The sequence below is a fragment of the Arthrobacter sp. E44 genome (genome assembly GCF_041877125.1).
Lineage (GTDB): Bacteria > Actinomycetota > Actinomycetes > Actinomycetales > Micrococcaceae > Arthrobacter.
The window spans coordinates 75,791-98,678 of the sequence record NZ_JBHDJA010000001.1 but is presented as its reverse complement, the minus strand read 5'-3'; the positions used below and the strand labels follow the sequence as shown (position 1 = coordinate 98,678).

Here is a 22,888-nt window from a genome sequence, read left to right as displayed (position 1 = left end):
GCTGCGCGGCGGAGTCATTGGCCTTGGGGCAGTGTTGGCGGGGTACATTGCTTCGAGCGCGGCAAAGAGCCAAGTCTCCGTCACGCCCCTGCTCACCAAACCTTGATTCCAAAACGCTCCTACTCATGCCCGGACGGGCGTAAGGGGAATGCTCGAACGACCCGCTTATCCCCGCCGAAAACGAGCCGCAATCAATTCTTGCCGGGATAGGTTTTATCGACCGTGGATACAGGCGAAGGCCGCCAAGAACAGTGTTCTTGGCGGCCTTCCCAGAGGTTTCACGAGGGTCAGAAACTACACATTGAACCGAAATTCAACCACGTCGCCGTCGGCCATGACGTATTCCTTGCCTTCGATCCGCACCTTGCCGCGGGACTTTGCCTCGGCCATGGAGCCGGCCTCGACCAGGTCATTGAAGGAAACAACTTCGGCCTTGATGAAGCCGCGCTGGAAATCGGAGTGGATGACACCCGCCGCTTGCGGTGCCGTATCCCCCTGCCGAATGGTCCAGGCCCGGGCTTCCTTGGGGCCGGCCGTGAGGTAGGTCTGCAGCCCCAGGGTGTGGAAGCCGACGCGGGCCAGCTGGTCCAGGCCGGACTCGTCCTGGCCGTTCATCTCGAGCATCTCGCGGGCTTCTTCCTCATCCAGTTCGACGAGGTCCGCTTCGAGCTTGGCATCAAGGAAAATGCAGTCTGCCGGAGCGACCATGGCCCGCAGCTCCTCCTGCTTCTCCGGGCTGCCCAGGATGCCTTCGTCGGCATTGAAGACGTAAATGAAGGGCTTGGCCGTCAGCAGGCCCAGTTCCTTGAGGTGTTCCATCTCCAATTTGTCGCTCTTGATGGAGGAGTAGATGGTGTCACCACGCTCCAGCACTGCCTGCGCGGCCTTGATGGCTGCGAGTTCGGCGGCTTCGCGCTTCTTGATCTTGACTTCTTTTTCGATCCGCGGGATGGCCTTTTCGATGGTCTGCAGGTCCGCGAGGATCAGTTCGGTGTTGATGGTCTCCATGTCCGAGCGCGGGTCCACCTTGCCGTCGACATGCACCACGTCGGGGTCGTCGAAGACCCGGACAACCTCGGCAATGGCTTCGGCCTCGCGGATATTCGCCAGGAACTGGTTGCCCAGCCCCTCCCCCTCGGATGCACCCTTCACGATCCCGGCAATGTCGACGAAGGACACGGCTGCGGGCAGGATGCGCTGGGAACCGAAGATGCCGGCAAGCTTCTGAAGCCTGGGATCCGGGAGGTTCACCACCCCCACATTGGGTTCGATCGTGGCGAACGGATAGTTCGCGGCCAGGACCTGGTTGCGGGTAAGCGCGTTGAAGAGGGTTGATTTGCCGACGTTGGGCAGTCCGACGATGCCAATAGTAAGAGCCACGAGCATTGATTCTACCCGCCGGGCCGCCGGGGACAGTACCGGGGAATGTCACTGCCGGTGAATGTCAGAGCCCCGTGCAACAGTGAAGCCATGGATGCTTTTGCCTTGATTCTGGCCCTTCTCATGCTGCTGCTGGGCGCCCTTGCCGGCGCCGCTGCCACCTACTTTTCCCTGCGCCGGAACTCGCATGGGCTGGAGGCAGACTTTGACCAGGTATCGTCCCGCCTTTCAGAGGTAACGGCCCAGCTTGCAGCGGCCGACGCCGAGCGGCGGCTTCTGGCTGCACAGAACCGTGAGCTGGGCGAGGCAAGGACGCAGGACGGCAGCGTGCTGCGCGCCCTGGCCCCGGTGGCCGAGAAGCTCTCTGCCGTCCAGCAGCAGGTGGCACTGCTGGAGCGGGACCGGGTTGAGCAATACGGCCAGCTGGCCCAGCAGCTGCAGGAGGCCAGGCTGTCGGATGAACAGCTCATCCGGTCCACGCATGCCCTGGAGTCGGCATTGCGCTCCAACAGCGCCAGGGGCCAGTGGGGCGAGGTGCAGCTTAGGCGCGTGGTAGAGGCCGCAGGCATGCTCCGCCACGTGGACTTCGTGGAACAGGTCCACAGCGCCGGCCACGACTCAACTGTCCGCCCGGACCTGGTGGTGCAGCTGCCGGGTGAAAAGCAGCTGGTGGTCGATGCCAAGGTCCCGCTCTCGTCCTACCTCGAGGCACAGGAACTGGGCGCCGTGGATCCAGGCACGGGCCGGCCGGCCGGACCCTCGGCGAGCGATGGCAGGAACCAACAGGCCCTGCTCGCCGCGCACGCCAAGGCCTTGAGGGCCCATGTCGATGCGCTGGGCACCAAGAAGTACTGGGACATCCCGGGGAATTCGCCGGAACTGGTGGTTTGCTTCATCCCGGCCGAGTCCATCCTGGCCGCCGCCCTGACAGCTGACGCCGGGCTCCTGGACCATGCGCTGTCCCGCAATGTTGTCCTCGCATCCCCAAGCACCCTGCTGGCCGTGCTGAAGTCCGTGGCTTTCACCTGGCGCCAGGACGTCCTGACGGACAGTGCACGCGAACTGTTCGAGCTCGCGCGGCAGCTGTACGACCGGATGGGCACGCTGGGTGAGAACGTCAGCAAGCTGGGTTCCTCACTGAAGACCTCCGTGGACCGCTACAACGCGATGGTCGGCACCCTGGAAGCGCGGATTTTGCCCACCGCGCGGAAGCTCAACAGCCTGGAAGAGTCGGGCCTCGCCGCGCCTCCGCTGGTGGAGGTAACCCCGCGCGCGCTGGTGGCGCCCGAACTTCAAGGTGATGACGAAGCCGCCTGAAGTGCCGGTGAAGGCAGGAGGGGCCGGGCAGTCGCTGACTGCCCGGCCCCGTCCGTTCTACGTACGCCGGCTATGTGCCGTGGTTGCGTTCAGTTGCGGGCCCTGCGGCCGCCCAGGGCACGGCTGACGTCACCGGACTGTTTCAGGGTTGCGCGGAGTTCCTTGGGCAGCGAGAACAGCAGGTCTTCTTCAGCCGTGACCACTTCCTCCACCTTGCCGTAACCGTAGTCGGCCAGGAGCCTCAGCACGTCCTGGACCAGCACCTCGGGAACGGAGGCCCCCGACGTGACACCCACGCTGGCGACGCCTTCAAACCACGCTTCGTCCACCTCGTTGGCGAAGTCCACCCGGTACGAGGCCTTGGCGCCGTATTCGAGCGCCACCTCCACCAGCCGGACGGAGTTGGACGAGTTGGCTGAGCCCACCACGATCACCAGGTCAGCCTTGGGCGCGATCTTCTTGATGGCCACCTGTCGGTTGGTGGTGGCGTAGCAAATGTCATCGCTGGGCGGATCCTGCAGGGTGGGGAACCGTTCCTTGAGCAGCCGGACGGTTTCCATGGTCTCGTCAACACTCAGCGTGGTCTGGGAAAGCCAGATGACCTTTTCGGGGTCGCGGACGGTCACCTTGTCGACTTCGTGGGGGCCGTTGATGATCTGGATGTGCTCCGGCGCTTCACCGGCGGTGCCTTCCACTTCCTCGTGGCCGTCGTGGCCGATCAGGAGGATGTCGAAATCGTCCTTGGCGAAGCGGACGGCTTCCCTGTGCACCTTGGTGACCAGCGGGCAGGTGGCATCGATGGTGCGCAGGCCGCGGTCTTCCGCGGACTGGACCACTGCCGGGGACACGCCATGGGCGGAGAAGATAACCAGCGCGCCTTCCGGGACTTCGTCGGTCTCGTCCACAAAGATGGCACCCTTTTCCTCCAGGGAGCTGACCACGTGGACGTTGTGGACAATCTGCTTGCGGACATACACGGGCGCGCCGTAGTGCTCCAGCGCCTTCTCGACCGCGATGACGGCCCGGTCAACGCCGGCGCAGTAGCCGCGCGGGGCAGCCAGCAGCACCTTCTTGGTGCCGTTGACGGGGGCTGCGGCTGCTACTTCCTCAGGCGAACGGCGCCTGCGTGGAATGGTTGGCATCGAAAGGGGTACGGCCGTGGTGGTCATCCCTCCATGTTACCGGCTGGTCCGCGCCCGTTTCCGGGATGCGAACAAGGTCACAATGCCCAAGGCCACCAGGACGCCACCCGTGATTGCGGCGGTGGTGATCCATCCTTGGAAGTCCGCGCCCGCGGCGGCCAGGAACTCGTCACGGAACATGTTGGCCACGGCATTGCCGGTGTCCGTCGACTGCACACGGGCCGAGCCCAGCTGCGAGCCAGCTCCCCACAGAGCGGCGAGCGCCAATCCCCCAAGGCCTGCTGCCAACAGAACGGTCCAGCGGCGCCGTGCAGCCACCAGCGCCAGCAGAAAGGCTACGGCCGAACCCATGGCCAGGATGTAGCCCATCGGCGCATAGGTGGCCAGCCGTTCCGTCCACTCCCTTTGCGCAGGCTGGCCTACGTTGATCAGGGTTTGCTCCGGTGGGTTGAGTGGAAGCCGCGTGGTCCGGGAGATTTCCTCCGAGCCGAGGGCTACCAAAGGGGCCACGTCCAGAGTCAGCGACGACGGCGAGGCGCCATCCTGGGGATCCGCCGAAGGCTCCGCAAAACTCAGGCGGTGGCTTCGGCGCAGCGTTTCCTCCCAAGCCGCCGGGTAACCGGGAAGCCCGGTCAACGACTCCGCCGCCTTCTCAAGCATCGGTTCGACCAGCCCCGAAAGAAAGCCCGGAACTGCTCCGGTGTCAATTGTTCCCACCGCCGCCGCAGCAAGCTTTCGCTGGAAGTCCGAGTCCTTGCCCAGCGGAGCCGCGAGGCGGACGAACCCATCTTCCTGGACGATGTTCCGATCCACCCATATAGCGGGAACGGCGACGGCGGCCAGGAGGATGCCCAGCACGGTGGCAATGGCAGAGACAAAGGTGCGCACAACAGGTCCTTAGGGGTTGGGGGCCTTTACCCATCCTAGGCAGGACGGAGGACTGTCCCTGTCAGCCCCCGGTGCTAGACCATATGGATAAGGTTGATTGAACGCCCCCAAGAGATGAAGGACCGCATGCCCGCAGCACCAGCTTCCCAATGGCATCCGCATGTCTGAGCAGGCATCCCTTCCGGGTACCGCCCCCACGACGCTGCCGGCTACCGCAGCTGAAACCAGCCCGGATAACCCGTGGCCCTTGCAGCTGCTGTCGCAGAAGCTGAAGGCCCACATTGACCGCACTCCGTCCGCATGGGTGGAAGGCCAGGTCATCGAGCTGAACCGGCGCGGAAGTAACGCCTACCTGACCCTTCGCGACGTGGACGCCGAGGTCTCACTGCCTGCCTCCGTATGGACCAAGGTGCTGGAACGCCAGAACCTTCCACTGGAGCGCGGGTCGCGGGTGGTGGCACTGCTGAAGCCGGAATTCTGGCTGAAAACGGGCAGGCTCAACATGCTGGTGCGGGACATCAGGCCCGTGGGACTGGGTGACCTGCTGGCCAGGATCGAGCGGTTGCGCCAGGCCCTGGCGGCGGAAGGCTTGTTCGCAGATTCCCGGAAGAAGCCCCTGCCCCTTCTGCCGCACCGGATCGGCCTCATCACTGGCCGCGACTCCGATGCAAAGAAGGACATCCTGCGCAATGCAGCCCTGCGGTGGCCGGCGGTGGAATTTGAGATCCGCGAGGTGGCCGTCCAAGGAAACACAGCTGTGGCCCAGGTGGTCCGTGCCCTGCGGGAACTGGATGCCCGGCCGGAGGTGGACGTCATCGTCATCGCCCGTGGCGGCGGTGCGCTGGAAGACCTCTTGCCTTTCAACAGCGAGGACCTGATCCGGGCGGTGGCTGCGGCCGCCACTCCCGTGGTGAGCGCCATCGGCCACGAGGCAGACCGCCCGCTGCTGGACTACGTCGCGGACCTGCGCGCCTCAACCCCCACCGATGCCGCCAAGCGGATCGTGCCGGAAGTCTCAGAAGAGCTTGCCGGAGTGCGCCAGGCGCGTGAACAGCTGCGCCGCTGCATGGAGCGGCTGGTGGACCGGGAATCGGACCGATTGGCGGCACTGCATTCCCGGCCGGTCATGGCGGCGCCCGAGGGCATGGTCTCGCTCCGGGCCGAGGAAATTGAACGGCTTCTGCGCCGTTCCTCCGCTTCAGTAAGTTCCACCGTGGTGCGGGCAGCAGACCAGCTTGAGCACCTCAAAGCCCAGGTACGCGCGTTGTCCCCGCAGAAGACGCTGGACAGGGGGTACGCCGTCGTCGAACTGGCAGGAGACCAGGCCGCACGGATCGCCGAAGCCGGGCACGCAGTGGTCCGCCGCCCTGCCGAGGCGCCTGCGGGTGCAGCCTTGTCCATCCGCGTGGCGGAGGGACGTTTCGGCGCCAGGTCCACCGGACCCGTTCAGTCCACCGGCGGATTCCAGGCAGGAAACCAAGACCACCACCAGAAACCAGACCACCACCAGGAATTGGAAGAAAAAGCATGACTGAACAAAAACCAGGGTCGGATGTCGCAGCACTGAGCTATGAGGAAGCGCGGGAGCAGCTCATCGCTGTAGTGGGCAAGCTGGAGGCGGGAGGCGCCAGCCTCGAGGAATCCCTGGCGCTGTGGGAGCGCGGCGAGGCGCTGGCGGCGCGCTGCGAGGAGTGGCTGGAAGGCGCCCGGAAGCGCCTGGCTGCAGCCCGCGACCAGCCGCTATAGGCAGCCCGGCCACTGTCGCCAGCCGGTCAACGCAGCCCAGTCAACGGACCGGCAGCAGCAGGCCAGCGGAACGATTACACAGTCGATTCACGGGAGCGATCCTCAGGAACGGGCCACCAGTTCCCGCTCTGTGGCGACGTCGAATTCAGCCTTTGGCCATTTGAGGTTCATCCCGGAGAGGGCGCCGAGCAGCAGTTGCTGGACCGCGATCCGGGCATACCATTTCTTGTTGGCCGGGACGACGTGCCAGGGCGCGACCGGCGTGCTCGTTTCGTCGATCGCAGCCTGGTAGGCACTCATGTAATCGTCCCAAAAAGCGCGCTCGTCCAGGTCGCCGTGGCTGTACTTCCAGTGCTTGGCAGGGTTGTCCAGCCGTGCCAGCAGGCGTTCCCTCTGTTCGTCCCCACTGATGTGCAGCATCACCTTGACCACCTTGGTACCGGAATCCGTCAGCCTCGCCTCGAATTCATTGATGGCAACGTACCGCCGCTTGATTTCATCCGGACTGGCCCAGCCGTGGACCCTGTGGATGAGGACGTCCTCGTAATGGGAACGGTCAAAGACACCCACCATCCCGGCGGCCGGCACTTCCTTCTCGACGCGCCATAGGAAGTCGTAGGACTTTTCCTCGTCGGTGGGGGCTTTGAACGCCTTGAAGTGGACGCCCTGCGGGTTCATCGATGCCATGACGTGGCTGACGATCCCGCCCTTGCCGGCGGTGTCCATGGCCTGCAGGATCAGCAGGACCCGTTTGGTTCCGCCGAAGCGGGACTCCGCAAAGAGCTTTTCCTGGAGTTCGGAAAGTTCGTCGTCCATCTCCGCGAGGAGCAGCTTGCCGTCATCCTTGGTTCCGCTGTAGCCGGGCGTTGAGTTGGGATCCACGGCGGCAAGGGAGAAACCCTCCCCCGCGCGAAGGGTTTGGGCAGGATGCTGGTCGAAGCCAACGACGCGGGCCATGAGAATCCTTTCGCCAAGGGTTGCACGGGCAGGGGCCCGTGAGCACAGGCTAGTTCCCCTGGTACCTGCTTAGGAAGTCCCCCATACGGCCAATGGCCTCCTCGATGTCCTTCACGTTCGGCAACGTCACCATCCGGAAATGGTCGGGGCGGACCCAGTTGAAGGCGCGCCCATGGGAGACGAGGATCTTTTGTTCCCTCAGCAGGTCGAGGACGAATTTCTCATCATCGCGAATGTGGTAGACGTCGGGGTCCAGGCGCGGGAAGAGGTAGAGCGCGCCCCTGGCCTGCTGGGTGCTGACGCCGGGAATGGCGTTGAGCATGTCATAGGCCTTGTTCCGCTGCTCCAGCAGGCGGCCGCCGGGGAGGATGAGGTCGTTGATGCTTTGATAGCCGCCCAGTGCGGTCTGGATGGCGTGCTGGGCCGGGACGTTGGCGCACAACCGCATGTTGGCCAGGAGGTTGATGCCTTCGAGGTAGTCGGCGGCCTCCTTCTTGGGGCCGGATATGGCCATCCAGCCAGCCCGGTAGCCGCACACCCTGTAGGCCTTGGACAGCCCGCTGAACGTCAAGCACAGGACGTGGTCGTCCGTGAGCTTGGCAAGGTTAATGTGGACGGCGTCCTCATACAGGATTTTTTCGTAGATCTCGTCGGCGAAGACCACCAGGCCGTGCTTTTCAGCCAGGGCAACAATGCGCTTCAGCGTCTCTTCCGGGTAGACGGCGCCCGTCGGGTTGTTCGGGTTGATGACCACGATTCCCTTGGTGCTAGCCGTTATCTTGGCTTCCATGTCCTCAAGGTCAGGCTGCCACCCGGATTCCTCGTCGCAAAGGTAGTGGACGGGCTTACCGCCGGCGAGCGCCACGGAGGCCGTCCACAGCGGGTAGTCCGGCGTCGGGATGAGGACTTCGTCGCCTGAGTCCAGAAGCGCCATCAGGGACATGGTGATGAGCTCGCTGACACCGTTGCCCAGGTAGATGTCATCGACGTGGATGTTCTGGATGCCGCGGGTCTGGTAGTACTGCGACACCGCAGTGCGGGCGGAAAAGATGCCGCGCGAGTCGCTGTAGCCCTGGGCGTGCGGCAGGTGGCGGATCATGTCCACGAGGATGGCGTCCGGTGCCTCGAAGCCGAACGGGGCCGGGTTGCCGATGTTCAGTTTGAGGATCCGGTGGCCCTCCGCCTCCATCTGCTGGGCGGCCTGCAGAATCGGTCCACGGATGTCATAGAGAACGTTGTGAAGCTTCGTGGACTGCCTGAATTCTGCCATTCCTCAAATATGCCACAGGAAGGATGCATCCCCGTTGAGACATCCACCACATGGCCGACGGCGGCTGCCGGACCTTTGAAAGTCCGGCAGCCGCCGTCGTCATTAAAGAAGCTCCCCTCGCCGGAGGGGCGTGATGCCTACTTGACGATGCCCTTCTCCTTGAGCCAGTTGGTGGCCGCCGTCTTGGCGTCCTGCTTCTGGCTGCCGCTGACCGCACGGTTGAGGTTGATCAGGTCATCGGTGGTGAGCGTGCTGGACACCGAGTTCAGAGCCTGCTTTGCCTTGTCCGTCATCTTCGCCTTGTTGTACAGCGGCAGGACCTGCTGGGCGATGAAGTTGTTCTTGGGATCATCCAGCACCACCAGGTCGTTGTCGGCAATGGAGGGCGTGGTGGTGTAGATGTCAGCCACCTGCACCTGGTCCTCCAGCAGCGCCTTCAGCGTCACCGGGCCACCGCCGTCGCTGAAGGGCTCCAGCTTCTTGGGGACGCAGTTGTAGTTCTTCTTCAGGCCCGGCAGGCCGTAGGCGCGCTCGGCGAACGTGGCGGGTGCCCCTACCACGATCTCGCTGCAGACCTTGGCCAGATCCTCGATGGACTTCAGCTGGTACTTTTCCGCGGTGGCCTTGGTGACCACCATGGCGTCCTTGTCTTCAGCCTTGGATGCGTCCAGCACGCCGAGCCCCTCCGGCAGCTTGCCGGGCAGTGCCTTGGCGATGTCGCCGGCGGAGACTTCCTTGGCTTCCTTGTCCACGTACAGCAGCAGGTTGCCACTGTAGTCCGGCACCACGTCCACGGAGCCGTCCTGGACTGCCTTGAAGTAGACCTCGCGGGAGCCGATGTTCGGCTTGGTGGTGGCGGTGATCCCGTTGGCGTTCAGCGCGCCTGCGTAGAGTTCGGCGATGATCTGGCTCTCGGGGAAGTCGGCCGAACCCACCACCAGGGAGGTGGCTTGGCCGGAGGCCCCGCTGCTCGATGCCGGCGGGTTTTTCAGGGGATCGGATGAACCGCCGCAGGCGGACAGCACCACGGCCAGGCCAACCCCGGCGGCGAGGCCACCGAATGCCCGCCTTCCGAGGCGCTGGGGACGGCTATCTTTCATGACTTACCTCCTTGTACAACAGTCTCCGCAACAACGGGGTCTGTGAGATCAACCGCAGCCTCCTGGCTGCGATAGGACAGCTTCGAGGGCCCCTGGGTCAGGAACAGCCTCTGGAACAGGGACAGGACGAGGTCGACGGCGATGGCCAGCACCGCGATGAGGAGGGAGCCTCCCAGCATCTGGGGGAAGTCGCTGAGGACCAGGCCGTCGAAGAGATAGCGGCCCAGGCCGCCGAGGTTGATATAGGCAACCACGGAGACAGTGGCGATCACCTGCAGCACGCCGGTCCGGAATCCGCCGAACATGACGGGGAGCGCATTAGGCAGCTCGGCCCGGAACAGGACCTGCAGTTCCGTCATGCCCATGGCACGGGCGGCGTCCACCACGTTCCGGTCCACACTGGATATTCCGGCATAGGTTCCGGCCAGAAGCGGCGGGACGGTGAGGATCACCAGGGCCCACACCGGGGGCATCAGTCCGATTCCGGCCAGCAGCACGAACAGGATCAGCAGGCCAAGGGTGGGAAGTGCACGGAGGGCCCCGGCCAGCGCCACGACGGCCACCCGGCCCTTTCCGGTGTGGCCGACGAAAAGCCCGACGGGAACGGCGATGGCGGTGGCGATGAGCATGACCAGGCCGGTGTACTGGAGGTGCTCGACCATGCGGGCAGGAATGCCCATGCTTCCGGACCAGTGCTCCGGGTCGGTGAGCCAGGCGAACGTATCGGCAAAGACGTTGCTCACGATGCTCCTCCCGCCGTTGACGCAGACCGCTCCGCAGCCGCCGGCACGTCCGCAGGGGCACGCCCAACGCCGCGGTCCCGCCGGCTGCCGGCCCGCTCCCACGGGGTGAGGATGCGTTCCAGCAGGACCAGGACAGCATCCATCAGCAGCGCAAGGACCAGGATGGCGATGATGCCCACCACCACCTCGGTGACAAAATCCCGCTGGAGGCCGTCGGTAAAGAGCATCCCCAGGTTGCCGACACCCAGGAGTGCCGCAACACTGACCAGCGAGATGTTGCTGACGGACACTACGCGAAGTCCGGCGAACAGGACCGGCAGGGAGAGCGGCAGGTCGACCTGAAGGAACCGGGCCAGCGGCTTGAAGCCCATGGCCTGCGCGGCCTGGCTGATGTCCGCGTCAACGGAGTCGAAGGCGTCCAGGGCGGCGCGGACCAGCAAGGCCACCGCATAGATGGTCAGTGCCACCACCACGTTGAGGGGATCCAGGATCCGGGTGCCCAGGATGGTCGGCAGGATGATGAACAGAGCCAGCGAAGGAATGGTGTACAGGAGCGAGGAGGCCGTGAGCACCACGGAGCGCAGTGCGCTGTTCCGCCGTGCCAGCTGCGCCAGCGGAATGGAAATCAGCAGGCCCAGGACCATGGGAACGATGGCCAGCACCAGGTGCTGGCCGCCGCGTTCCAGGATCATGCCGGTGTTGGCAAGGAACCATTCCATCAGAGGGCAGCCTGCCGCACCTGGCGCGCTTCTTCGATGAGCGCCAGCACCTCACCGCCGCGGACCACACCGAGTACCTTGCCGTCGGCGTCGACGGCAACGCCCAGGCCCGACGGCGAGGACAGGGCTGCGTCCAGGGCCCGCCGGAGGCTTTCCCCAGGGCGGAACAGCGAACCGCCGGGAACGAGCTCGGTTTCAGTGCCCGGCGCGGACCATCCCAGAGGCTGCATGTCCGCATCCACCACCAGCTGCCATCCGCCGGCTGCGCTGGAATCGGACTCGTATCCCCCTGCGGCGCGGATAATCGTGGGCACCGGGTGGATCACCACGCCGTCGGACGGGCTGAAACCCAGGTGCCGGAAGCCGCGGTCCCTGCCGACGAAGGACGCCACGAAGTTGTTGGCCGGCGCCCGGAGGATTTCCTCAGGGGTGGCGTACTGGGCCAGCTTGCCGCCGGTGGCAAAGACGGCAACCTTGTCGCCCAGGATGGTGGCTTCGTCGATGTCGTGGGTGACGAACACGATGGTCTTGGCCAGGTCCTTTTGCAGACGCAGCAGCTCGTGCTGGAGTTCGTCCCGGACAACCGGGTCCACTGCGCTGAACGGCTCGTCCATGAGGAGGATGGGCGGATCTGCAGCGAGGGCGCGCGCTACGCCTACGCGCTGCTGCTGGCCGCCGGACAGCTGCGACGGATACCGCGTGCCCAGGGAGTGCGCCAGGCCCACCACGTCCAGGAGCTCCTCGGCGCGCCTGCGGGCGTCAGCTTTCGAAACCCCATTCAGCCTGGGAACGGTAGCGATGTTGTCCAGCACCGAGCGGTGCGGCAGCAGCCCTGCCGACTGCATGACGTAGCCCATGGACCGGCGCAGTTCGGCCGCCGGCACGGAGGTGACGTCCCGGCCATCCACAGTGATGGTCCCGGATGTGGGCTCCACCATACGGTTGATCATCCGGAGGGACGTTGTTTTGCCGCAGCCGGAAGGGCCCACGAAGACTGTGACCGTGCCCCTGGCGATGGACATGGACAACCCGTCCACGGCGGGCTGGCCGCCCGGGTACTGCTTGGTAACGCTCTGGAACTCAATCATCGCCTGGTCCATGGTGCGGACTTACCTGTTCTCTTGGACGGGCTGCTTTCAGCACCGCGACACTGCCATCAGCACGCTGATAGTTACGGTAACCCAAACGGGGGCGGCCTTCAGCAGCTAAAGCCCCAATCCCCGCAAAGGAATCCCTACTGTGACCATTCGGTACCCTGTCCTGCACGGATGGGTGTCCGGAATGGGACGCGCACCACTCCTGTTGAGGTGGCATCAGCGCGCCTAGAGTAAAGGCGTGACCAACTTGGAAATTTCACCCCAGGAAGAGCTGTGCCCGCCTGCCGCTGCCGAAGGCACCCCGGGCCCGTGCCTGCAGCTGTGGCCGGAGCGCGAAGTGCCGCTGGGCGGAGTCCGCGCCATGAACGTCAAACGCACGCTGCCCCAGCGCGGACTGCCGACGATCGGTGCCTGGTGCTTCCTGGACAGCTTTGGCCCCGACCGGACCGCCATGTCTGTCCTCCCGCACCCCCACATTGGGCTGCAGACGGTCACCTGGCCGCTGGCGGGGCACATCCGGCACCGGGACAGTGTGGGCAGCGATGTGGTGGTGCGTCCGGGCGAGCTGAACATCATGACTGCGGGGCAGGGCGTGTCGCACTCGGAGTTCGCGGTGCTTCCTTCCGACGGCGGCCAGGAGTTGCCGTTGCAGCGGGGACTGCAGCTGTGGGTTGCCCTTCCTGACGGGGACCGGCACAGGGAACCGGCGTTCGAACAGCACCGTGAGCTGCCGCGCGCCGCCGGCCAGGGTTTCACCGCCACCGTGATGGTGGGAAAGCTTGCCGGAGTGGCGTCCCCGGCAACGATGTACTCGCCAATCGTCGGCGCTGACGTTTCCTGCGAAGGGGAGGCGGTGCTCCCGCTGGAGCCCGCGTTTGAGCACGGCATCCTGGTGCTCGACGGCGGCCTGGCGGTGGACGGGCAGGAACTGCCGGCGGGGCCGCTGGGCTACCTGGGCACCGGCCGCAGCGAGCTGCGGATGCAGGCGCATCCTGGCACGCGCTTCCTGTTGATCGGCGGTGAGCCGTTCGGTGAGGAACTGCTGATGTGGTGGAACTTTGTGGGCCGCACCCACGACGAAGTGGAACAGGCCCGGGATGACTGGGAAGCGCAGGCGGGGCTGCCGGACACCGAAACGGCCGCCGCCCGCTACGGCTTGGTGCCCGGGCACGGTCCGGACGCCGGGGCGGAGGCAGGACGCATCCCGGCTCCCCCGCTTCCCGGCGTTCGGCTGACACCCCGCAAACGGTCCGTCAGCTAGGAGTCCTGCCTAAAGGGTCAGGCGGGCTCTGCCAGGAGCTGCAGGACACCAAACACCGGTTCCTGGTCCAGGACCCGCACATCCATGATTCCGGCTGCGGCAAGGTTCCGGCGGAATGACTCCTGCAGGGGAGCAACATTCATCCCCAGCCCGCCTCCCAGGATCACCGGCCCGTCGATTTTCAGCTGGCCAAGCACCTGTGCCGCCAGGGCAGCAAGGTCCTGCCCGGCCTGGGCCAGCAGGGCTGCACTGTCCTGGTGCCCGGCAGCTGCCGCCTCCACCACGTGCCGGGCCTGCTGCGCCCAGAAGCGGCGCCCGGTGTCCGGGGAGTGGAACAGCGCAATCAGCTTGTTGGGGTGGTCCAGCCCGCAGGACCGCAGAAGGGCTGCGGTGAGCTGGTCGATGGGCAGGCCCTGGTTCATCCTGCGGAGGCTGTGCCGCACCGCTTCGCGGCCCAGCCAATAGCCGCTGCCTTCATCCCCCAGCAGGTAACCCCAGCCGCCGGCCCGGGCCTCGCCGCCGTCGGCATTGCGTCCCCAGGCCGCTGAGCCCGTCCCTGCGATGACGGCCACCCCGGTGCCGGCACGGCCTGCCGCCAGCAGCAAACGCGAGTCGTGGACAACGGTGACGCGTGCTTGCGGGGCCAGCGGCTGGATTAGGGCAGTCAGGGCTGCAGCGTCCTCGTCGGTATCGATTCCGCCCGAGCCCGCATACACCCGGTCCACACGTCCTCCGCCGATCCGGGCGAACAGCTCCGCCAGGTTGCGGGCCGCCTGTCCACGGGTGACGTTCTGGACGTTGGAGCTGCCTGCCGAGTCGTCCGCGACAGGCCGGCCGTCCTCAAAGCGGACCCCGTGGGTTTTGGTGCCCCCGATGTCCAGCCCGATCGTGATGCCGTGAAGCGGGTTTACAGGAAGCGGGTTGCCCGGCTGCGGGTCGCTTGGCGCTTCCGCGGCCGGCTCGACGGGATGAGCGAAAGGGTTCTGGGTGTTCGTCACGTCACAAGGGTACTTGCGGGGAGGGCGTGCCGTGCGGCACCCGGCCGCGCCTGGCCCTGGCCGGCGCGCTCCGCCGTCGGCCGTCTTACTTGCTCAGCGGCCCGCCCTGGTGACCAGCCCAGCCAACAGGCCCGGACCTTGGGAGACCACCAGTTCGCGGAAGAGCCTGGCTGGAACAGGTTCGCTTTCGGGCTTCCGGCGCCGCCAGCTCACGCCGACCTCCCTGAAGGCGAGCGGGGAATCCAGTGGCACTTCCACCCACCCCAGGTCGCCCGTTTCGGGGCGCAGTGTGCGGCCCGGCGCCTCACCGCCCGGCGGGAGGATGCTGACGCCGAGGCCTGCCGCGACCAGTCCGCGGACCGTGTGGGAATCCTGGCTTTCAAAGGCGATCCGCGGGCGGTAACCGGCCTCGCGGAACAGTGCATCGGTGAGGGACCGCAGCCCGTACCCGGGCCCCAGGGCAACGAACGGCTCGGTCCGGATATCGGCCACGGCCGCCATCCGCTTCCGCGCCAGCGGGTGGCCATGATGCACCACCAGCCGGAGCGGCTCACGGTAGAGCGGCGCCGAATCAAGGTTCTTCCCGGGTGGGGCCACGGGCGCGGTGAGGGCAAGGTCGGCTTCGCCGGAAGCAAGCTCCTCCAAACAGCTGTTCCGGGCGCCCTGGCTAAGCCGGAAGGCGGTTCCGGGGTGTCGGGTACGGAAGGCGCTGATCAGCAGGGGCAGGGTGGCTTCGCCGAATGTGTGCTGGAAGGACACAGACACAGTGCCCCTGACCACCTGGGACTCGTTCCGGACCAGGTCCAGCCCGGCCTGGAACTCCGCCAGCGCGTGCTCGATGTAAGGCAGAAGCGTGCGGGCAGCGGGAGTCAGGCGGACCCCGCGCCCGTCCCGGACTAGGAGTTCGGTGCCGACGGCGGCGCTGGCCCGGGCCAGTGCCCTGCTCACCGTTGACTGGGGTACTCCAAGCAACTCGGCTGTCTCCGTCACATGCTCGGTGCGGCCCAGCTCGGCCAGTACCGGCAGGAGCGGCAGCAGCTGCGCCAACTGTTTCCGGTCCGGTTCCATTGCTGCGTTACCTTTGCCTCGAATGACCCACTATTGATATCAGTTTGACAGGAAAGATGCATTGGAAGCATCCATTTCGGGAGGACTACGCTGGCTGGATGCGACAGAAGGCACCAGCCGGCACCGGCCCCTCACCCGTCTGGAGTGGGCATCCCAAGGGATCGCGTGACTACGGCCGCGTCCTCGCCGGACTGGCGTGCGCCGGTGTGGCCACTTTCGCGCAGCTTTACACCACCCAGGCGGTCCTGCCGCTCATGGCGGCCGACTTGGACATCACTGCTGCCGAGGCCGCCCTCACCATCTCCCTGTCCACCATGGGGCTGGCCGCCACGGTGATCCCCTGGTCCTTCCTGGCAGACCGCATTGGCCGGGTGAAGGCCATGATGTGGGGCATCACGGCGGCCACCGTCTTGGGCCTGCTGGTGCCGTTGTCCGCGAACTTCACCATGCTGCTTGTGCTGCGGCTACTGGAAGGGATGGCCCTGGGCGGCATTCCCGCCATCGCCATTGCCTACCTCAACGAAGAGGTCAGCAAAGCCCATGCCGCATTGGCTGCAGGAAGCTATGTTGCCGGCACCACCCTTGGCGGCCTGTCCGGCCGGCTCGTGGCGGGGCCGGTTGGTGAACTCTGGGGCTGGCGCTCGGCGGCCTTGGCCGTGTCCCTGCTGGCGACCGTTGCCGCCGTCGTATTCCTTGTCCTGGTGCCCCGGGCCCGGGGATTCGTTCCGGCCCAGGCCGCCGGCCTCCGGAACGCCATTCAGACGCTCGCCGCCCATCTTCGGAATGTCCGGCTGCTGGCCATTTACGCCCAGGCCTTCCTGATGATGGGCGGGTTCGTGGCCGTCTACAACTATCTGGGTTTCCGGCTGTCCGCTGCGCCGTTCGGGCTCCCGGCCACCGTGATCAGCCTGATCTTCCTGGCCTACCTGTCCGGCACTGTTTCCTCGCGCTGGGCTGCGGGCCTGACCACAAGGTATGGCCGCCGGAACGTCCTGCTCGCGGGACTTGCGCTTGCAGTGGCCGGCCTCTCCCTGACCCTCACCCCGTCCCTGGTGCTGATCCTGTCCGGGCTGGTGGTGTTCACCGGGGGCTTCTTCGCCGCCCACAGCATCGGGTCCGGGTGGACCGGTGCCATCGCCAGTACCGGCCGGGCCCAGGCGGCCTCGCTGTACAACCTGGCCTACTACCTGGGCTCCAGCCTCCTTGGATGGGCGGGCGGCCTGGTCTTCCAGGCGTGGGGCTGGGGCGCCCTGGCGGGAGCCGTCATGGCGCTGGCCTGCGTCACTGCCGCAACTGTCGCCGTCGTCCATCCCCGGGCCGAAGCAGCCCCTTCCTGAGGTCCGCCGCGCCGCCCGTGAATTAAGCGGCTTCCCGCGCCCTAAAAGGGGCTTGGATATTCGGCAGGGCACGCCCGTGCTGAGCGGATGGCGACGATTCTGCGGTCTAGGATGAACGAAAGATCGCGTGGAAGGAACCGCAGTGAGTACGAATCCCAGGAACCACAGGCCCGGGCCACATCTTGAACCGCTCGACGCCATCGACGAACGGCTCCTGGAAGCCCTCGTCTCTGACGCGAGGATTTCCAACAAACAGCTCGCCGAACTGGTGGGGATCGCTCCATCCACGGCCCTGATGCGCACCCGGGCGCTGTCTGAACGGGGCATCGTGCAGGGCTATGAGGCGAAGCTGAACCTGTCGGCCATCGGCAGGTCCGTGCAGGCGCTGGTGGCCGTGCGGCTCCGCGCCCACGACCGGGACCAAATCGATCGCTTCACCGCACGCGTCCCGCACCTGCCGGCCGTGCTCTCCACGTTCCACACCTCAGGTTCGGTGGACTACCTGCTGCACATCGCCGTCGGAAGCACCGAAGACCTGCGGGACTGGGTCCTGGACAACCTCGCCACCGATCCCGTGGTGGGGCACACCGAGACCACCCTGGTCTTCGAACACATCCAGGGCAACCACGGGCCACTACCCGACTAGCCCTGCCCTGCTCATTTGGGGAGGCGGGGGTCACTTTCGCCGCCGGACGGCCATGGCTGCGAGCGTCCAGGCTGACAGGCCAAGGGCCGCGACGCCACACAGCAGGACGAAGCCTTGGACGGCCGGCGCCATCCCGAACGCCGCACTGGCCCAGCCAAGGCCCAGGACCGGCACCGCACTCCCCAGGTAGGTGATGACGTAGACGGTGCTGATGATCTGGGCATGGCGGGCGGGCTCCACCCTGTCAGCAACGTCGTTGAAGACAATCCGGAACGACAGGCCCTGCCCCAGCCCGGCAGTCACGGCGGCCCCCACCAGCAGCAGGGGGCTGTGCCAGGCGCCGGCGGCCCCCAGCAGGATGACGGAGACGCCAAGGACTGCGAGCCCGGCCGGGACGGTCAGACGGCCCCGGACGGTGACCAGCTGGCTCAGTGCTGACGCGCCCAGTGGCAGGCCGGCCAACACACCGGTCAACGGCCGGGAGTCAGTGCCAAGGACCTGGGCAAAGTAACCCGGTGCCAGGGACAGCGAGAAGCCAAAGACTGCGAAGCTCAGGAAGCCGACGGCGGACGCCAGCCAGAATGCGCCCCTCGCCTGGCGGGAAACGGAAGGCCGGCGCGGGGCCAGGGCATGCAGCGGCCGGGACACTGCCGGCACCATGATGGCCGGGCGGGCACGGACCAGGTACAGCGGGACCAGGAGACCGGCAAGCAGCAGAGAGTGGACGACGTACGGGGCCGTGGTGGGGCCGGGAAGCAGCGACAGCAGCCCGCCGATGACGGGTCCGGCGGCCACTCCCCCGGATGAGGCCAGCAACGTAAAGCGCGATGCCCACTCCGGACGGGACGGGAGCAGTTCACGGAGGGCAGCGGCGCTTGCCCCGGTGGCCAGCGCGACAGCCATTCCCTGTAGTGCCCGGCCCGCGCACAAGGCGGCCAGTGTTCCCGCTTCCGCGAAGATCCAGCCGCCCGCCAGCCCGGTCAGCACGGCAACCAGGAGCGCAGCACGCCGGCCGATATGGTCCGACCAGTGCCCCGCGAGCAGCAGCGTTCCCACCAACGCCAGGACGTAGCTGGCAAAAGCGGCGGTCACATCAAGGCTGGACAGGCCCAGGTTGGCCTGCAGCAGCGGGTACAGCGGCGTGGCCAGGTTGGCGCCCACCAGGAGGAGGAAGATGGCCGCACCGGAAATTACCAGCCGCGCGGTGGTGGAGGCATTCCACCCGCTGGGCATGGCCGTTACCGGGCGCATCCGCAGTTCGCTGAAGACCGTCATTTTGCCGCCTTAGGGATCGCCACGGCAGGTAGTCCTTGTGGGAGCCCGGCGCGGATACAACATTGATGGTTCAAGAGTGCGGCACTGCTGCCCTATCCATCCATTACTGCGAGGATAATTGAGCAGAATAATCAATTTACGAAGCGCAGCGTGATGGAGAGTGACGATCTTGAACAAGTTGGATCCCACAGACCTGAAGATCCTCCTGGCCCTCATCAGGGATCCCCGGATCCAGATCGGCGAGCTCAGCGAGTCCCTGGGCATCGCCCGCAACACGGCCCAGTCCCGCGTGCGGCGGCTGCTGCGGGCCGGGGTGCTGCGCCCGGGCGGCCGCGAAGTGGACCTGGAGGCGGTGGGCTATGACGTGGTGGCGTTCGTGACCATCGAGGTCTCCCACCGTGAGCTCGACGGCGTTGTGGCGGCGCTGCGGCTCATCCCACAGGTCCTGGAAGTCCACGAGATCTCCGGACGCGGGGACGTATGGTGCCGGGTGGTGGCCACCGACACGCACAACCTCCAGTCGTCCCTCCGGCAGGTCCTGAGGATCAAGGGCGTGATCCGGACGGAGACGGTGCTGGCCCTGCACACCCACATCCCCTACCGCACCGAACCCCTTATCAGCGGCCTCAGCAGCGCGACAGCCCCGGCGGCTAGGATTTCCTGAATGACCATCATCGATAACGCCGTCTACGTCAACGGCGTCCGCCACGCAGAGCCTGAAAACCTGGAACAGACCTTTGAGACCCTGGCCCGGCACGGCGGCATGGCCTGGATCGGGCTCTACCGGCCCACCGCTGAGGAAATGGCTGCTGTGGCCGCCGAGTTCGGGCTCCATGCCCTCGCGGTGGAGGACGCTGTTTCGGCCCACCAGCGGCCCAAGCTGGAGCGTTACGATGACAACCTTTTCACGGTACTCCGGCCAGCGCGGTACCTGGATGAGGACGAGACGGTGGAGTTCGGTGAACTCCACGTCTTCACGGGCAAGAACTTCGTGGTGACCGTACGGCACGCCGAAACAGCTGGTGTGGCTACCGTTCGACGGCGGCTGGAGGAAAGGCCTGATCTCCTCCAGTACGGACCCGAAGCGGTGCTGTATGCCCTGCTGGACCGCGTGGTGGACGACTACGCGCCGGTGGTGGCCGGGCTGGAGAACGACATTGACGAGATCGAGGACCAGCTGTTCAGCGGCGACTCTTCCGTGTCCCGCCGCATCTATGAACTGGCACGTGAAGTCATCCAATTCCAGCGCGCCATCCACCCCCTGCCGGAGATGCTGGACCAGCTCAAAAGGGGCTTCGAAAAGTACCAGGTTGAAGGCGACCTGCGGCACCGCCTGCGCGATGTGGAAGACCATGTCGAGCGGGTGATTTCCCGGGCGGATTCCTTCCGGGACCTGCTCCAAAACGCCCTGACCCTGGACGGAACCCTCACGGCGAACCGGCAGAACGAGGCCAGCGCCGAGCAAAACGAGCAGGTGAAGAAGATTTCCTCTTGGGCTGCCATCCTGTTCGCGCCTTCCTTCGTCGCCGGCATCTACGGGATGAACTTCGACACCATGCCCGAGCTCCACTGGACCTTCGGCTATCCCTACGCCCTGGTCCTCATGGTTGCCGCCGGGGCGCTCATGTACGGGATCTTCAAAAAGAAGGGCTGGATTTAGGAACCCTGGCCCGGACGGCCTTCCCGGCTGCCAGCGCCGCCCGCGCGTTGCCCGCGGCGTGCACCAGGACCGCAACTGCCAGGAACGCGGCCAGGACCTGGCCGGTGGTTGCCAGCACCCTGGGCCAGCCGCCGTCGATGGTGGGGTCAAGGAAGTCGTAGACATACCACCCGTCCAGCCCGCCCCGGATCCACGAGAAGGCCAGGAACACTACGGGGTAGCCCAGCCACGCAGCCGGCCGCCACCAGGGGCCGCGGACCGTGCGGGTTACCAGGACCCAGTCAAGGGCTGCCACCAACGGGGCCAGGCGGTGGTGGACAAGCTGCGGCCAGTACAGGTCCCAGGTCCACCAGGGCTCCCCCGGCGGAGCCACGAGCACCACGTAGATGATCCCGGTCATGACCAGGTACAGGACCAGTCCGCCAAAGAAGTGGTCCCACCAGTACGGCAGCGAGCCGCGCCGCCGTACTCCCGAAATGATCAGGACAAGACCAAAAGCGAGGTTCCCCTGCACGGTGAATTCCGAATACAGCTGGGCGATGTCCACATCGTTGCCGGGCCGTGTTGCATCCACCGTCTTCTGGACCACTGCGGCGAGGACGGCCAGCCCTGTGAGGACCCGAAGGACACGGATCCACGGGCGGTCCGGGTGCAGGGCGTGGTTGGCGGCAAGGTTGCGCCGGACCGGAGGAATCAAGGGCGTCAGGCCGTCCGGCTTCGCTGCAAGGCTCATGGAGCCAGCGTGGCGCCGCCGGTACGAAAAGACCAGGGTCCTTGGGCGGTTGGTACCAGCCGCCTACCTGGCCGCACAGCAGCCCGGCAGGCGGATGATGATCAGGCGTTGGCCCTGCGTTTCAGCCAACCCCAGACGCCGGTGGCGACGAAGAGGACCAGGCCGATGATGGCGAGCCAGAGAAGGCCCTTCACGACGAAGCCAAGGATGGACAGGATGAGCCAGAGGACCAGAAGGCCGATGATGATTCCCATGGGCTTACTCTAGGCCTGTGCTGCAGGAAGCGCGCGCGCATTGCCCGGCGTTTCGCGGACAGGCTTCGCAGCATGGGGCAAGAGGCAACGAAAGAGCCCGCTGTTTCCAGCGGGCTCTTTTAGTGGAGCTAAGGAGATTCGAACTCCTGACCTCTTCGATGCGAACGAAGCGCTCTACCAACTGAGCTATAGCCCCGGAACCAGCTGCCTCCTGCAAGATATCCCAGGCTGGTGCGGAACCGGTGTCCCTAGGCTACAAATTTTCCATCCCCAACGCCAATCGACGCACACGGGCATCTGCCGGTAATGCGAAGCTCCCCCGCTTGGCCCTAGGCGCGGCGGCGCTGGAGGACGTCGTCGAGGTTACTCAGGGCGCTCTGTGCCTTGGACAACTGCTGGGCGCTCAACTGTTCCGTTTCGCCGCCCTCTGCTGCCGTTGCCTCCGCAGCCCCCTTCTTCAAGGACGGCTTGCCGACTGCTTTGGGCGCTTCCGGCAGCTCCAACGGCTCCGGCTCAGGGCGCTCAGCCTTGGCCGCCTCCACGTAAACAGGCTTGGGAACCTCCACGGGCTCCCAGGGCGTGCCCACGGGAATGGGGGACGGAGCTGCGGCGCTGGTGTCACCGGCAGCCACTGCGACGGCGAGGGCCGCTTCACGCAGCTCCACGGCCGTCAGCGGCTTCACCTTCGCCTGGCCCGCCTCCGCATCGAAGAGCGTGCTTTCCGGCAGCACGGGAGCCACCTCGGGCTTGGCAGGAATAACGACGGCGTCTTGCGGGCGGCGTGCCGGGGCACTCATGGCAGAGCGGAAGGCGGCGTTCACCTTCGCCTTGCGGTCACGGACAGCGAGCCAGCGCAGCAGTGCCACCGACGCGACGGTCACCAGGGTGCAGGTGAAGGGAAGAGCAGGCGATCCGATGCCGAACGGAAGCAGCACACCCGAGATGAAGGCGGTGACCAGGGACAGCAGTCCCACAAGGGCCAGGGCAGTGCGGCCGTAGCGGACGCGGAACCTGGGCGGGGGTGGGGTGCTTGCAGCGCCTGCGGCACTCTTCCTGGGTTCCATGGCTTTCTCCTGCTGGGCGGCGACGTTCAGGACCAGGCCGGGATGCGGGTCCGGCCTTTCATCGGCGGGGGCGTCTGCCAGGAAGTCGCCGGCGGGCTGGAACTGGTGCCTGCGGTTCCGGAGGACGTAAGGGGCAACCCATACAATCCAGAGCGCGACGGCAACCACAAGGATCACTGAGCTGCTAAGGGGGAAGTCCACACTCAAAACCGTATGAGCATCATGCCTGCTCA

23 protein-coding genes and 1 tRNA gene are annotated in these 22,888 nt (G+C 65.9%); 8 read left to right on the top strand and 16 right to left on the bottom strand.

Going from position 1 to position 22,888, the window contains the following annotated elements; translation table 11 throughout:
* Nucleotides 1-294 precede the first annotated feature (294 nt).
* Complete coding sequence (ychF, locus tag ACETK3_RS00435) at nucleotides 295-1,380, bottom strand: redox-regulated ATPase YchF (RefSeq protein ID WP_236799007.1); 1,086 nt, start codon at nucleotides 1,378-1,380, stop codon at nucleotides 295-297.
* 90 nt (nucleotides 1,381-1,470) lie between these two features.
* On the opposite strand from ychF, the gene ACETK3_RS00430 reads away from it, so the two are divergent.
* On the top strand, nucleotides 1,471-2,697 hold the full coding sequence (locus tag ACETK3_RS00430) for a DNA recombination protein RmuC (protein WP_373992344.1): 1,227 nt from the start codon (nucleotides 1,471-1,473) through the stop codon (nucleotides 2,695-2,697).
* 89 nt (nucleotides 2,698-2,786) lie between these two features.
* Here the strand turns inward: ACETK3_RS00430 and ACETK3_RS00425 are convergent, their stop codons facing one another.
* Entirely contained in the window at nucleotides 2,787-3,866 is a 1,080-nt protein-coding gene (locus tag ACETK3_RS00425) for a 4-hydroxy-3-methylbut-2-enyl diphosphate reductase (RefSeq protein WP_237428578.1), read from the bottom strand.
* 9 nt (nucleotides 3,867-3,875) lie between these two features.
* Nucleotides 3,876-4,727: a hypothetical protein gene (locus ACETK3_RS00420; RefSeq protein ID WP_373992343.1), complete on the bottom strand. Its 852-nt coding sequence runs from the start codon at nucleotides 4,725-4,727 to the stop codon at nucleotides 3,876-3,878.
* A 160-nt stretch (nucleotides 4,728-4,887) separates the two neighbouring features.
* Here ACETK3_RS00420 and xseA point away from each other — a divergent pair, with 160 nt between their 5' ends.
* Both xseA and ACETK3_RS00410 read left to right on the top strand, forming a co-directional pair.
* A complete protein-coding gene (xseA, locus tag ACETK3_RS00415; protein ID WP_373992342.1) occupies nucleotides 4,888-6,258 on the top strand; it encodes an exodeoxyribonuclease VII large subunit in 1,371 nt (456 codons plus the stop codon).
* Nucleotides 6,255-6,473, top strand: a complete 219-nt coding sequence (locus tag ACETK3_RS00410) for an exodeoxyribonuclease VII small subunit (protein ID WP_236799012.1) — start codon at nucleotides 6,255-6,257, stop codon at nucleotides 6,471-6,473. Before xseA ends, ACETK3_RS00410 begins: the two co-directional genes overlap by 4 nt.
* Before the next feature lie 102 nt (nucleotides 6,474-6,575).
* Here ACETK3_RS00410 and ACETK3_RS00405 read toward each other — a convergent pair whose 3' ends face one another.
* From ACETK3_RS00405 to ACETK3_RS00380, 6 genes are all read right to left on the bottom strand, one after another.
* Nucleotides 6,576-7,430, bottom strand: a complete 855-nt coding sequence (locus ACETK3_RS00405; protein WP_373992341.1) for a polyphosphate kinase 2 family protein — start codon at nucleotides 7,428-7,430, stop codon at nucleotides 6,576-6,578.
* 49 nt (nucleotides 7,431-7,479) lie between these two features.
* Nucleotides 7,480-8,700 carry a pyridoxal phosphate-dependent aminotransferase gene (locus tag ACETK3_RS00400; protein WP_373992340.1) on the bottom strand — a complete coding sequence of 407 codons (1,221 nt, stop codon included), beginning with the start codon at nucleotides 8,698-8,700 and terminating at the stop codon, nucleotides 7,480-7,482.
* A gap of 137 nt (nucleotides 8,701-8,837) precedes the next feature.
* Nucleotides 8,838-9,800, bottom strand: coding sequence for an ABC transporter substrate-binding protein (locus ACETK3_RS00395; RefSeq protein ID WP_236799015.1), 963 nt, complete (start codon nucleotides 9,798-9,800; stop codon nucleotides 8,838-8,840).
* Nucleotides 9,797-10,543 carry an ABC transporter permease gene (locus ACETK3_RS00390; RefSeq protein ID WP_237428582.1) on the bottom strand — a complete coding sequence of 249 codons (747 nt, stop codon included), beginning with the start codon at nucleotides 10,541-10,543 and terminating at the stop codon, nucleotides 9,797-9,799. The genes ACETK3_RS00395 and ACETK3_RS00390 overlap by 4 nt, the downstream gene beginning before the upstream one ends.
* A complete protein-coding gene (locus tag ACETK3_RS00385; protein WP_237428583.1) occupies nucleotides 10,540-11,262 on the bottom strand; it encodes an ABC transporter permease in 723 nt (240 codons plus the stop codon). Before ACETK3_RS00385 ends, ACETK3_RS00390 begins: the two co-directional genes overlap by 4 nt.
* Nucleotides 11,262-12,362, bottom strand: a complete 1,101-nt coding sequence (locus ACETK3_RS00380) for an ABC transporter ATP-binding protein (protein ID WP_373992339.1) — start codon at nucleotides 12,360-12,362, stop codon at nucleotides 11,262-11,264. The genes ACETK3_RS00385 and ACETK3_RS00380 overlap by 1 nt, the downstream gene beginning before the upstream one ends.
* Before the next feature lie 235 nt (nucleotides 12,363-12,597).
* Between ACETK3_RS00380 and ACETK3_RS00375 the strand changes: the two genes are divergently transcribed.
* Entirely contained in the window at nucleotides 12,598-13,620 is a 1,023-nt protein-coding gene (locus ACETK3_RS00375; protein WP_373992338.1) for a pirin family protein, read from the top strand.
* Nucleotides 13,621-13,637: 17 nt separating this feature from the next.
* On the opposite strand, the gene ACETK3_RS00370 is transcribed toward ACETK3_RS00375, so the two are convergent.
* Nucleotides 13,638-14,618 (bottom strand): N-acetylglucosamine kinase, encoded by a 981-nt coding sequence (locus tag ACETK3_RS00370; protein ID WP_373992337.1) that lies wholly within the window; start codon nucleotides 14,616-14,618, stop codon nucleotides 13,638-13,640.
* A gap of 93 nt (nucleotides 14,619-14,711) precedes the next feature.
* Nucleotides 14,712-15,686, bottom strand: coding sequence for a LysR family transcriptional regulator (locus tag ACETK3_RS00365; protein WP_237428586.1), 975 nt, complete (start codon nucleotides 15,684-15,686; stop codon nucleotides 14,712-14,714).
* Nucleotides 15,687-15,784: 98 nt separating this feature from the next.
* On the opposite strand from ACETK3_RS00365, the gene ACETK3_RS00360 reads away from it, so the two are divergent.
* Nucleotides 15,785-17,023, top strand: a complete 1,239-nt coding sequence (locus tag ACETK3_RS00360; RefSeq protein ID WP_373992336.1) for an MFS transporter — start codon at nucleotides 15,785-15,787, stop codon at nucleotides 17,021-17,023.
* Between the two features lie 142 nt (nucleotides 17,024-17,165).
* Nucleotides 17,166-17,669 carry an Lrp/AsnC family transcriptional regulator gene (locus ACETK3_RS00355; protein WP_373992335.1) on the top strand — a complete coding sequence of 168 codons (504 nt, stop codon included), beginning with the start codon at nucleotides 17,166-17,168 and terminating at the stop codon, nucleotides 17,667-17,669.
* Between the two features lie 30 nt (nucleotides 17,670-17,699).
* Here ACETK3_RS00355 and ACETK3_RS00350 read toward each other — a convergent pair whose 3' ends face one another.
* The gene (locus ACETK3_RS00350; RefSeq protein WP_373992334.1) at nucleotides 17,700-18,944 is read right to left on the bottom strand and encodes an MFS transporter; all 1,245 of its coding nucleotides are present in this window, start codon (nucleotides 18,942-18,944) and stop codon (nucleotides 17,700-17,702) included.
* A 169-nt stretch (nucleotides 18,945-19,113) separates the two neighbouring features.
* Here ACETK3_RS00350 and ACETK3_RS00345 point away from each other — a divergent pair, with 169 nt between their 5' ends.
* Nucleotides 19,114-19,608, top strand: a complete 495-nt coding sequence (locus tag ACETK3_RS00345) for an Lrp/AsnC family transcriptional regulator (protein WP_236799024.1) — start codon at nucleotides 19,114-19,116, stop codon at nucleotides 19,606-19,608.
* Entirely contained in the window at nucleotides 19,609-20,604 is a 996-nt protein-coding gene (corA, locus tag ACETK3_RS00340) for a magnesium/cobalt transporter CorA (RefSeq protein ID WP_236799025.1), read from the top strand. It begins immediately after the preceding gene.
* Here the strand turns inward: corA and ACETK3_RS00335 are convergent.
* From ACETK3_RS00335 to ACETK3_RS00320, 4 genes are all read right to left on the bottom strand, one after another.
* Nucleotides 20,582-21,337 carry a Pr6Pr family membrane protein gene (locus tag ACETK3_RS00335; protein ID WP_373992333.1) on the bottom strand — a complete coding sequence of 252 codons (756 nt, stop codon included), beginning with the start codon at nucleotides 21,335-21,337 and terminating at the stop codon, nucleotides 20,582-20,584. The genes corA and ACETK3_RS00335 overlap by 23 nt on opposite strands.
* Before the next feature lie 101 nt (nucleotides 21,338-21,438).
* Nucleotides 21,439-21,591, bottom strand: coding sequence for a hypothetical protein (locus tag ACETK3_RS00330; RefSeq protein WP_236799027.1), 153 nt, complete (start codon nucleotides 21,589-21,591; stop codon nucleotides 21,439-21,441).
* A gap of 123 nt (nucleotides 21,592-21,714) precedes the next feature.
* Nucleotides 21,715-21,787: transfer RNA gene (locus ACETK3_RS00325), tRNA-Ala, on the bottom strand.
* Between the two features lie 133 nt (nucleotides 21,788-21,920).
* On the bottom strand, nucleotides 21,921-22,832 hold the full coding sequence (locus ACETK3_RS00320; protein ID WP_373992418.1) for a hypothetical protein: 912 nt from the start codon (nucleotides 22,830-22,832) through the stop codon (nucleotides 21,921-21,923).
* Between the last annotated feature and the right edge of the window lie 56 nt (nucleotides 22,833-22,888).